The 10656-nt window shown below is 54.2% G+C and carries 15 protein-coding genes; 9 read left to right on the forward strand and 6 right to left on the reverse strand.

Going from position 1 to position 10656, the window contains the following annotated elements:
• Positions 1 to 15 precede the first annotated feature (15 nt).
• The 3 genes from C1Y41_RS19280 to C1Y41_RS19290 are packed head-to-tail and all read left to right on the forward strand — an operon-like array spanning position 16 to position 1097.
• On the forward strand, positions 16 to 387 hold the full coding sequence (locus C1Y41_RS19280; protein ID WP_039380777.1) for a DUF1992 domain-containing protein: 372 nt from the start codon (positions 16 to 18) through the stop codon (positions 385 to 387).
• A 1-nt stretch (position 388) separates the two neighbouring features.
• Positions 389 to 847, forward strand: a complete 459-nt coding sequence (gene zntR, locus C1Y41_RS19285; RefSeq protein ID WP_039380774.1) for a Zn(2+)-responsive transcriptional regulator — start codon at positions 389 to 391, stop codon at positions 845 to 847.
• 31 nt (positions 848 to 878) lie between these two features.
• On the forward strand, positions 879 to 1097 hold the full coding sequence (locus tag C1Y41_RS19290; protein ID WP_104086154.1) for an alternative ribosome-rescue factor A: 219 nt from the start codon (positions 879 to 881) through the stop codon (positions 1095 to 1097).
• A gap of 17 nt (positions 1098 to 1114) precedes the next feature.
• Here C1Y41_RS19290 and mscL read toward each other — a convergent pair whose 3' ends face one another.
• From mscL to def, 5 genes are all read right to left on the reverse strand, one after another.
• A complete protein-coding gene (mscL, locus tag C1Y41_RS19295) occupies positions 1115 to 1525 on the reverse strand; it encodes a large-conductance mechanosensitive channel protein MscL (RefSeq protein ID WP_039380768.1) in 411 nt (136 codons plus the stop codon).
• 112 nt (positions 1526 to 1637) lie between these two features.
• Positions 1638 to 3014 (reverse strand): Trk system potassium transporter TrkA, encoded by a 1377-nt coding sequence (trkA, locus tag C1Y41_RS19300; protein ID WP_039380765.1) that lies wholly within the window; start codon positions 3012 to 3014, stop codon positions 1638 to 1640.
• Between the two features lie 31 nt (positions 3015 to 3045).
• Positions 3046 to 4332: a 16S rRNA (cytosine(967)-C(5))-methyltransferase RsmB gene (gene rsmB, locus C1Y41_RS19305; protein WP_104086155.1), complete on the reverse strand. Its 1287-nt coding sequence runs from the start codon at positions 4330 to 4332 to the stop codon at positions 3046 to 3048.
• 46 nt (positions 4333 to 4378) lie between these two features.
• On the reverse strand, positions 4379 to 5323 hold the full coding sequence (gene fmt / locus C1Y41_RS19310) for a methionyl-tRNA formyltransferase (RefSeq protein ID WP_104086156.1): 945 nt from the start codon (positions 5321 to 5323) through the stop codon (positions 4379 to 4381).
• 21 nt (positions 5324 to 5344) lie between these two features.
• Positions 5345 to 5857 (reverse strand): peptide deformylase, encoded by a 513-nt coding sequence (gene def, locus C1Y41_RS19315; RefSeq protein ID WP_039380757.1) that lies wholly within the window; start codon positions 5855 to 5857, stop codon positions 5345 to 5347.
• Positions 5858 to 5970: 113 nt separating this feature from the next.
• On the opposite strand from def, the gene dprA reads away from it, so the two are divergent.
• The 6 genes from dprA to C1Y41_RS19345 are packed head-to-tail and all read left to right on the forward strand — an operon-like array spanning position 5971 to position 9758.
• On the forward strand, positions 5971 to 7095 hold the full coding sequence (dprA, locus tag C1Y41_RS19320) for a DNA-protecting protein DprA (protein WP_039385656.1): 1125 nt from the start codon (positions 5971 to 5973) through the stop codon (positions 7093 to 7095).
• A complete protein-coding gene (gene smg / locus C1Y41_RS19325; protein WP_039380755.1) occupies positions 7067 to 7540 on the forward strand; it encodes a DUF494 family protein Smg in 474 nt (157 codons plus the stop codon). The genes dprA and smg overlap by 29 nt, the downstream gene beginning before the upstream one ends.
• Before the next feature lie 24 nt (positions 7541 to 7564).
• A complete protein-coding gene (locus C1Y41_RS19330) occupies positions 7565 to 8113 on the forward strand; it encodes a type I DNA topoisomerase (protein ID WP_039385655.1) in 549 nt (182 codons plus the stop codon).
• Between the two features lie 2 nt (positions 8114 to 8115).
• Entirely contained in the window at positions 8116 to 8691 is a 576-nt protein-coding gene (gene tsaC / locus C1Y41_RS19335; RefSeq protein ID WP_104086157.1) for an L-threonylcarbamoyladenylate synthase type 1 TsaC, read from the forward strand.
• Positions 8692 to 8694: 3 nt separating this feature from the next.
• The gene (gene aroE, locus C1Y41_RS19340; RefSeq protein ID WP_104086158.1) at positions 8695 to 9513 is read left to right on the forward strand and encodes a shikimate dehydrogenase; all 819 of its coding nucleotides are present in this window, start codon (positions 8695 to 8697) and stop codon (positions 9511 to 9513) included.
• A complete protein-coding gene (locus C1Y41_RS19345) occupies positions 9510 to 9758 on the forward strand; it encodes a DUF1488 domain-containing protein (protein ID WP_071668691.1) in 249 nt (82 codons plus the stop codon). The genes aroE and C1Y41_RS19345 overlap by 4 nt, the downstream gene beginning before the upstream one ends.
• On the opposite strand, the gene C1Y41_RS19350 is transcribed toward C1Y41_RS19345, so the two are convergent.
• A complete protein-coding gene (locus C1Y41_RS19350) occupies positions 9734 to 10288 on the reverse strand; it encodes a gamma carbonic anhydrase family protein (protein ID WP_039380747.1) in 555 nt (184 codons plus the stop codon). The genes C1Y41_RS19345 and C1Y41_RS19350 overlap by 25 nt on opposite strands.
• Between the last annotated feature and the right edge of the window lie 368 nt (positions 10289 to 10656).

Raw genomic sequence — 10656 nt, forward strand, 5'->3', positions numbered from 1 at the left:
CGACAGGAGAGCGCTATGTGGTTAATCGATCAACTGGCGGAACAGCACATTCGTGAAGCTCAGGCAAAAGGTGAACTAAGCAACCTTCCTGGTGAGGGTGCGCCGTTACAGCTGGATGATGACAGTGCAGTTCCCCCTGAACTGCGTACCGCGTATCGTCTGTTAAAGAATGCCGGCTATCTTCCGCCTGAGCTTGAAGCCCGGAAAGAGGCGCTTGAACTGCACAAGCTGTTGCAGACGCTTGATGCAGAAGAACCTTCTCACGCTGAAATTACCCGGCGCCTCATTCTCCTTGAAAGTAAACTGCAGCAGGCTGGCCTGAGCACCGAATTTTTATACAGCCGTTATCGTGCTGATATTGCTCAACGTCTTAAGCAGGGTGAATAGCGTGTATCGCATTGGTCAACTCGCCCGGCTTGCGGAAGTTACGCCGGACACCATTCGTTTTTATGAAAAGCAGCAGCTGATGGAGCACAGAATGCGCACCGGAGGCGGCTTTCGTCTTTACAGCGATAAAGATCTGCAGCGTCTGCGGTTCATTCGCTACGGACGTCAGCTTGGTTTTACTCTGGAAGCGATTCGGGGATTACTGTCGATCAGGATCGAACCCGATCATCACACCTGTCAGGAGTCAAAAGCGATCGTGGCCAGCAGGCTGGAAGAGGTTGATCATGTTATCGCTGAACTGCAGATCATTCAGCGTTCACTGCAGCGGCTGGCGCAAACCTGCTGCGGCGAGCAACACAGCTCCGCCTGCTGTTCTATTCTTGAAGCGCTGGAGACAGGCAACGATCCGCAGCCAGAAGCGTGCTGCGGTAAAGATTGCAACGCCGGACAAAAAGAGTAAAGTTACCCCCGAAATTTATCAGGAGAAAGGTATGAGTCACTATCAGCATCGCAAAGGGATCATCAATGATAATGCGCTGGTGGCGTTACTGCATGACCCGCTTTATCGTCAGCGGATCGAGCGTAACCAGAAAGGTAAGGGCAGCTATCGTCGTAAAGAGAAGCATGCAAAGGGACAGCAGCGGGAGGCCAGCGATAAGCAACACTGTTTATCACTGGCCTTCTGCTATGGCATAAAAAAAGCCGCCTGAGTCAGGCGGCTTTTTTATCAGATCTTTGTATTCTGCTGCTTCAGCAAATCACGGATTTCCGTGAGCAGTACTTCTTCGCTGGAAGGCTTCGGTGCCGGCTTCTCTACTTCTTTTTTGGTATAGAGTTTGTTCATTACTTTAATCGCCATGAAAATCGCGAATGCAATAATGACAAAATCAAATACGGTCTGGATAAAATTACCATACTCCATCACCACAGCAGGAACATCACCCTCTGCCGGTTTCAGCACCCATCTGAACTGCTTAAAGTCCACGCCGCCAATCAGCAGGCCCAGCGGAGGCATGATGATATTCGCCACTAATGATGAAACAATTTTACCAAACGCAGCACCGATCACGACACCGACTGCCAGGTCCACTACGTTGCCACGCATGGCGAAATCGCGAAACTCTTTGAATAAACTCATGGTTATCTCCCTTGCCTAAGCCAATCGATAAAGTCTAACAAACCTTAGCGCATTTTCCATTATTGCAGCGCATTAAAGCGAGGCCGCGAAGGGAGAGGCAGCCCAGCGATTATCAGAGGAAAAACGGGCTGGGCTGAAACAGTCGCTCTACATCCGGAACAAATTTTTTGTCTGTCAGAAACATGATCACATGATCACCCTGTTCGATTCTGACGTTTGCATTAGCAATAATCACCTCATCACCGCGCACAATGGCGCCAATTAGCGTGCCGGGCGGCAATTTAATATTTTCAATCTGCCGGCCAACCACGCGTGACGTGCTCTCGTCGCCATGTGCAATCGCTTCAATGGCTTCTGCAATGCCGCGGCGCAGTGACGAAACGCCCACAATATCCGCCTTGCGTACGTGGCTCAGCAGGGCAGATATAGTGGCCTGCTGTGGTGAGATGGCAATGTCTATTACGCTGCCCTGCACCAGGTCAACATAGGCGCGACGCTGTATCAGCACCATGACTTTTTTCGCCCCCATCTTTTTAGCCAGCATGGCTGACATAATGTTGGCTTCATCGTCATTGGTCACGGCAATAAAAAGATCAACCTGATCCACATGCTCTTCAGCCAGCAGCTCCTGATCGGAGGCGTCACCATAAAATACGATGGTGTCCTGCAGGTTTTCTGCCAGTTCAGCGGCGCGCTGCTGATTACGCTCGATAAGTTTAACGCTGTAATGTTTTTCCAGCCGCTGCGCAAGACCAAAACCGATGTTGCCCCCGCCTACCAGCATGATGCGTTTGTAAGGCTTTTCCAGCCGCTGCATCTCGCTCATTACGGCGCGAATGTGCTGACTGGCAGCAATGAAGAACACTTCATCACCCGCTTCAACAATGGTTGACCCCTGCGGACGAATAGGGCGATCCTGACGAAAAATAGCCGCAACCCGCGTATCGATGTGTGGCATATGCTCACGCATGATAGAGAGCGGATTGCCGACCAGCGGGCCGCCATAATAGGCTTTAACCACGGCAAGGCTTACTTTCCCTTCCGCAAAATTGACCACCTGAAGTGCGCCAGGATACTGGATAAGACGATAGATATTGTCGATAACCAGCTGTTCAGGAGAGATTAAGTGGTCAATCGGCACCGCTTCCGGCGTAAATAATTTATCGCCATCGCGCAGATAGTCCGCTGCACGAATACGCGCAATACGGTTTGGCGTATTAAACAGCGAGTAAGCTATCTGACAGGCGATCATATTGGTTTCGTCCGAACTGGTTACGGCAACCAGCATATCGGCATCTTCTGCGCCCGCTTCACGCAGGACACGCGGATGAGAACCGTGGCCGTGGACAACGCGCAGGTCAAATTTGTCCTGCAACACGCGTAAACGTGAAGGGTCGCTGTCTACCACGGTGATGTCATTGTTTTCACCCACCAGATTCTCTGCCAGCGTACCGCCAACCTGACCGGCTCCGAGGATAATAATTTTCATCGCTCTGTTGCTCTCATTAGCGTGCGCCGCACTATTTTTTTATCAGCTTAGCGTAGAAAAAGCCGTCACCGCCGTCAGCGTGCGGGAATACCTGCCAGCCATATTCATCCCCCTGCGGCAGCGGCACCGCGATGGCATCATCATGGTCGGCAAGAAACATGCGGATTTGCTCATGGTTCTCTTCCGGCAATACTGAACAGGTCGCATACAGCAGCGTGCCGCCTGATTTCAGACGTGGCCAGATGGCATTAAGGATTTCACGCTGCAGTGCTGCCAGCTCCGCAATATCCCGATCGCGGCGCAGCCATTTGATATCAGGATGGCGACGTATCACGCCGGTTGCAGAACAGGGCGCATCAAGCAGGATACGGTCAAATGTCAGATCGTTACACCAGGCGGCAGGCGTACGGCCATCGCCCTGACGCACTTCTGCAGTCATGTTCAGGCGCAGCAGGTTTTCCCGCACGCGGCTCAGGCGCTGCTCATCAATATCAACTGCCATCACACTGGCCTGTGGGGCCACTTCCAGAATATGTGTGGTTTTACCGCCCGGCGCTGCACAGAGATCCAGTATATGTTCGCCTGGCTGAGGTTCGAGCAGCAGAGCACAACGCTGCGCGGAGAGATCCTGAACCGTAACCCATCCCTGCTCAAAACCCGGCAGCTGGCTTACAGGCGCTGGTGATTCCAGACGTACAGCATCCGGCGCATCGCCGCAGATGCCATTTTTGTCCGCCTGATTCAGCAATGCCAGCCAGGCATCACGCGTATGATGCTGGCGATTGACGCGCAACCACATTGGCGGACGCTGATTGTTGGCCTCGGTGATCGCCTGCCACTGCTGCGGCCAGGCGTGCTGAAGACGTTTCAGTAACCAGCCAGGATGCAGATAGCGTTGCGGTGCCTGATCCACTTCTGCCAGCAGGCTCTCCTGCTGACGCTGAAACTGGCGTAACACGCCATTCAGCAGCCCTTTCAGGTTAGCCCGCTTAAGGACTTCTGCGCCGGCAACAGTTTCCGCCAGCGCGGCATGCGGCGGGATACGCGTATAAAGCAGCTGATAAAGGCCGACCATAATCAGGTAGTGCAGCACGCGCTGTTTACCGGTTAACGGGCGCTCCATCAGCTTGCCGATCAGCGCTTCCAGCTGAGGTAATGTGCGCGTCACACCAAAGCACAACTCCTGCAGCAGGGCGCCATCTTTGTCCGCCACGGTTTTTTGCGCGGCAGGAAGGATAGCGCTGAGCGATTCGCCTTTATCCACCACACGTTCGATCAGTTGCGCCGCCAGGCTGCGCAGGTTAGTCGCTTTTTTCATAGTATTTCATCAGGCAGTTGGGCCCGGCGCGTACCGGGCAACAGGATCAGGCCAGAACGGTTCCGGGAGTGAACCATTCGCGACGTGAGTTGAGCAGGTCCTGGGCTGACATAGGTTTTTTGCCAGCTGGCTGCAGGGATAACAGGTTTAAGACACCATCCGCGGTTGCGATCTGAATGCCCTGCTTATCGGCGTGCAGGATTTCGCCCGGCTGTTTATCCTGATGCGGTAACACCGTTGCCTGCCAGACTTTTACCGGTTGATCATCGATAAGAAAATAGCTTACCGGCCAGGGATTAAAGGCACGGATACAGCGCTCCAGCTGCGCCGCCGGCAGCGTCCAGTCCAGCCGGGCTTCCTCTTTGCTGAGCTTTTCAGCGTAGGTCGCCAGAGCGTTATCCTGTACCTCAGGCTGTGCACGGTTGGTCGCCAGCATAGTTAGCGTTTGCAGCAGGCCCTGCGGTCCCAGTTCAGCCAGGCGATTGTAAAGCGAAGCGCTGGTATCGTCCGGACCAATCGGGCAGTTGAGTTTGAGCAGCATATCGCCTGTGTCGAGGCCTGCATCCATCTGCATAATGGTCACACCGGTTTCGCTATCGCCAGCCCAGAGCGCACGCTGAATCGGCGCGGCACCGCGCCAGCGTGGCAGCAGCGAGCCGTGAACGTTCACGCAACCGAGACGGGGCATCGAAAGCACTGCCTGTGGCAGAATCAGCCCATAGGCCACGACGACCATGATATCTGCCTGCAGATCGGCTACCAGCTGCTGGTTCTCTTCCGGCCTGAGTGATTTGGGCTGAAAAACCGGTATACCGTGCGTCTCGGCTAACACTTTTACCGGGCCGGGAGTGAGTTTGTTGCCGCGTCCGGCAGGACGATCGGGCTGGGTAAAGACGCCGGTTACCTGATGCTCAGATGCAAGCAGCGCGTCAAGGTGACGCGCTGCAAAGTCAGGTGTACCGGCAAAAATAATTTTCAACGGTGCAGACACAATTTAGCCTTCTGTTCGCTCTCAGGATGCGCGGGTATTCTGGCGAGCCAGTTTTTCCAGTTTCTGTTTAATACGCTGGCGTTTCAGCGGTGACAGATAATCGATAAACAGCTTGCCGTCCAGATGGTCAATTTCATGCTGAATACAGATTGCCAGCAGGCCATCCGTTTCCAGTTCAAAGCTGTTACCGTCACGATCCAGCGCGCGAACTTTAACGCGCTCGGCGCGCGGCACAAATGCACGCTGTTCCGGAATAGAAAGGCAGCCTTCCTCGATACCGGTCTCGCCACTTTTTTCCAGCAGCTCCGGATTGATAAGCACCAGGCGCTCGTCACGATTTTCAGAGACATCGATAACGATAATACGCTGGTGGATATCAACCTGTGTAGCCGCCAGGCCGATGCCTTCTTCGGCATACATCGTTTCAAACATATCATCGACGATACGCTGAACCCCGGCGTCAACTGCTGCAACCGGTGCAGCAATTTTGCGAAGGCGATCGTCAGGAAAATGTAATACCTGCAAAACTGACATAAATATCCAGATCTATATGCGTTAAAGAAAAGATTACTGGTTCATATTGTAGACTTTTCAGGGCCCGATTGACAGCATTGCACGGCACAGACACGGCGGTCATGGAAGGCAAAATGGAAAAGCTGGAAAGAGTGCTCAGAGCAGCAAACGTACGGGGCCTGAGCGGCCACAAAGCGCACCGCTTTATGACGGCGTTAAAGGCTGCTGACAGAGTGGATGATGAGTGGCTGCGCGCTCAGGGAATGAGTGAACAACAGCGGCAGCACTACCTGGTGCTGTGCCCGCGCCAGCGTGATAACACACTGGCGTGGCTGGAGCAGCCGCAGCATAGCCTGATTGACTGCACGGATGCTCGTTATCCGGAGCGGCTTAAAGAGACAGCGCGCTACCCGACCGCGCTGTTTGTCGCTGGCGATGCAGCAGCGCTTACCCAGCCTCAGCTTGCCGTGGTCGGCAGCCGCAACTGCTCACTTTACGGGAAAGAGTGGGGGGAGTGGTTTACGCAACAGCTGGCCGTAAGCGGCCTGACTATCACCAGTGGACTGGCACGCGGTATTGATGGTATTGCGCATCGTGCCGCGCTGGCTGCCGGAGGAAAGACGCTGGCGGTACTGGGCAGTGGATTACAGTGCCTCTATCCAAAGCAGCATCAGGCACTGGCCTGCGACATTATCAGTCACGGCGGTGCGCTTATTTCTGAACTGCCGCTGACGTGTGCGCCGCATGGCGTGAACTTCCCGCGACGTAACCGCATTATCAGTGGCTTAAGCTATGGCGTGCTGGTGGTAGAGGCGTCGCTGAAAAGCGGTTCGCTGGTGACGGCGCGTTATGCACTTGAGCAAAACCGCAATGTTTATGCGCTGCCCGGAGCGCTGGGTAACGCCGGCAGTGAAGGCGTGCACTGGCTGATACAGCAGGGCGCACTGCTGGTTGCTCATCCCAATAATATTCTGGAGGATTTGCACTCTACGCTGCAGTGGCTGCCCGTAAACCAATCGGACACAATATATTCACAACTCAGTGACGATGTTCCATTGCCATTTCTCAGCGCGTTGGCTAACGTAGGTGATGAGGTTACACCTGTTGACGTCGTCGCTGAACGTGCCGGCCAACCTGTGCCAGTCATCGCTGCACAATTGCTCGAACTGGAGTTAGCAGGATGGATCGCAGCTGTACCCGGCGGCTATGTCCGATTGAGGAGGGCATGCCATGTTCGACGTACTTATGTACTTGTTTGAAACCTATATTCATAACGAAGCTGAGATGCGCGTTGATCAGGATAAACTCACTGATGATCTAACTGACGCCGGTTTTCACCGTGAAGATATCTACAATGCGCTGAACTGGCTTGAACGGCTGGCAGATTACCAGGAGGGGCTGGTCGCACCGGTATTACTGGCAAACGATCCTCTCTCTATGCGTATCTACACTGAGGAAGAGAGCCAGCGTTTAGATGCAGAGTGTCGCGGTTTCGTGCTGTTCCTTGAGCAGATTCAGGTACTGAACATGGAAACGCGGGAAATGGTTATCGAACGGGTTATGGCGCTTGATACGCTGGAGTTCGATCTGCAGGATCTGAAATGGGTGGTGCTGATGGTGCTGTTTAATATTCCGGGATGCGAAAATGCCTATCAGCAAATGGAAGAACTGTTATTCGACGTCAATGAAGGTATGCTGCATTAATCTGTAATGAATACCCCGGGTAATATGAATAAATCAGCGCTGTTTAGCGTGCGTAAACAGGAACCCTGCCCCGCGTGCGGGGCAGAATTAGTCATACGTTCTGGCAAAACGGGCCCGTTTCTGGGCTGTAGTAACTATCCCGCCTGCGACTATATCCGGCCGATGAAAAATCAGGCGGATGGCCATATCGTCAAGGTGCTGGAAGGGCATGCCTGCCCGCAGTGTGGTGCAGACAAAGTACTGCGTCAGGGACGGTTTGGCATGTTTATCAGCTGCAGCGGTTATCCGGAGTGCCACTATACGGAAGCCGTTGATAAACCTGATGTGACAACTATTGCCTGTCCGCAGTGTGCCAGCGGTAAACTGGTACAGCGGCGCTCGCGCTATGGCAAAACGTTTCACGCCTGCGATCGCTATCCTGAGTGTCAGTTTGCTATTAACGCCACGCCGGTTGACGGTACGTGTCCACACTGCCAGTTCCCCTTACTAATCGAAAAGAAAACTGCACAGGGCGTCAGGCGTTTCTGCGCCAGTAAACGCTGCGGCAAGCCCGTTGTGCCGGAAGAAGAGTAATCATGAACCAGTCTCGATCTATTCCAGGAAGCGCTGACTTTTGCATTGAGCAGCTAAAACAGCAGTGCGTAATCGCTTATCCCACCGAAGCCGTATTTGGCCTTGGCTGCGACCCTGACAGCGAACGTGCGGTAATGGCGCTGCTGCAGCTGAAACAACGGCCGGTTGAGAAAGGATTGATCCTGATTGCCGCTGACTATACTCAGCTGACGCCCTATATTGACGATGAGCAACTGACAGCGGAGCAGCGCGAACGCATGTTTGCCTCCTGGCCTGGTCCGGTAACCTGGGTGGTGCCGGCGCGATCCAGCACACCACGCTGGCTGACGGGGCGTTTCAATTCACTGGCGATCCGCGTCAGTAATCACTCTGACGTTCAGGCATTATGCCGTGGTTTTGGCAAACCGCTGGTCTCTACCAGCGCAAACCTGACCGGCATGCCGCCCTGTCGCACCGCTGCTGAAGTCACTGAGCAGTTTGGCGTTGCGTTTCCGGTGCTGCAGGCAGCCACCGGAGGGCGTCTTAACCCTTCAGAAATCCGCGATGTGCTCAGCGGTGAACTGATTCGCCAGGGCTGACAGATGGAAAACTTTGCCGTTTTTGGCCATCCGATTGCGCACAGTAAGTCCCCCTTTATTCATCGCGAATTTGCCCGGCAAACCGGTATAGCTCACAGCTATGGTCAAATCTGCGCGCCGCTGGATGCTTTTCCGCAGACGCTGCGTGCCTTTTTCGCTGCGGCGGGGAGGGGGGCTAACGTGACCCTGCCGTTTAAACAGCAGGCGTGGTCGCTGGCTGATGCGCTGAGCGAGCGCGCCAGGCTATCTGGCGCAGTGAATACGCTGCATAAGAGAAGTGATGGCTCGCTTTTCGGAGATAACACCGACGGGATCGGCCTGCTCAGCGATCTGCAAAGGCTGGAGATGATCCAGCCAGGCGATCGGATCCTGCTGGTCGGTGCAGGGGGGGCTGCGCGCGGTGTGATCCAGCCTCTGCTTGCCGCCGGCTGCTCGCTGGTGGTGGTAAACCGCACCGCCAGCCGTGCTGAAGAGCTGGCGCAACAGTTTAGTCACTGCGGAGAGATTGAGGCAGTAAACTTTGCCCGGCTCAGTGCACACGCTTTTGATCTGATTATCAATGCCACCTCCAGCGGTGTTGCAGGCGACATCCCACCTTTACCTGCCACGCTGATTGAGCGCGGGGTACGCTGCTATGACATGTTTTACCAACCGGGCCTGACGCCTTTTCTTCTATGGTGCCAGCAGAAGGGCGCTGACGTCGTGGCGGATGGTACGGGCATGCTGGTGGGACAGGCTGCACACGCTTTTCAGCTCTGGCACGGTGTCATGCCGGAGATTACGCCGGTGATCGATACACTAAAGCGAGCCATGCAGCCATGAATCAGGCGATTCATTTTCCTGAACGGGAAAGCTGGGATCGGCAGCAGCAGGCAGTCATCTTTCCTGCTCTGGTAAATGGCATGGGAATCACCTGTGCTATTTCTCAGCCCGCGCTTCATGCGCGTTTTGGTGAAGGAGAGGCGATGGCGCTGTTCTGCGCACATCGCTGGGATATAGAAGAGGAAGCTGAAAAGCTTATTCTGACGGATGCGATCAGCGATCAGGGCTGGGTCTGGCTCTCCTGATTCAGATAATCATCTTTCCATTTGACGTAATTGCCGGATGAGTAAAGCAGGCCGGCAATTTCAGCTTCAGTAAGCGGGCGAATCTGTTTCACCGGACTACCTAAATAGAGATAGCCGCTGACGAGACGCTTGCCGGGGGGGACCAGGCTGCCCGCCCCAATCATGACATCCTCTTCAACAATGGCCCCGTCCAGTACGATTGAGCCCATGCCGACCAGCACGCGATCGCCGATAGTACAGCCATGCAGCATCGCCTTATGCCCGACCGTCACATCTTCGCCAATCAGTAAAGGATATCCCTGGGGATTGGTGGCTGACTTATGCGTGACGTGCAGAACGCTGCCATCCTGTATATTGCTTCTTTTACCAATGATGACGTGATTAACATCACCGCGGATCGCGACCAGCGGCCAGATACTGACATCATCATCTAATCGAACATCACCCACAACAACGCTGCTGCTATCTACCATGACACGCTCGCCGGTTTGCGGAAAAGAGTACTTATAAGGGCGCAGGGCTACAGACATGATCTTTCTCCTTTATCAATTATTCCCAGCGTGCAGCTAAATGCAGTGCTGAACAAAGTGAAATTTAACCGGATCGCTCGCGATCGCAGCGAAAAGAACAGAAACTCGCCACTCAGTAAAAAAGATCGAAAAAAGGGGTTGTGCAAAAAATTCGGATCCCTATAATGCGCCACCACTGAGACGGCAAAGCGGCAACGCAGACGGGCTCAGCAGGGCGTGAAGCGATTCACCCCGCCGGAGAAAAACGCTGAAAAAAGTGGTTGACTCCGGAGGAGGAAAGCGTAATATACGCCACCTCGCAGCAGACGCCTGAGGCGCTGGCTGCACCGCTCTTTAACAATTTATCAGACAATCTGTGTGGGCACTCG

This window comes from Pantoea sp. ICBG 1758 (genome assembly GCF_002928325.1).
GTDB classification, from domain to species: domain Bacteria; phylum Pseudomonadota; class Gammaproteobacteria; order Enterobacterales; family Enterobacteriaceae; genus Pantoea; species Pantoea eucrina.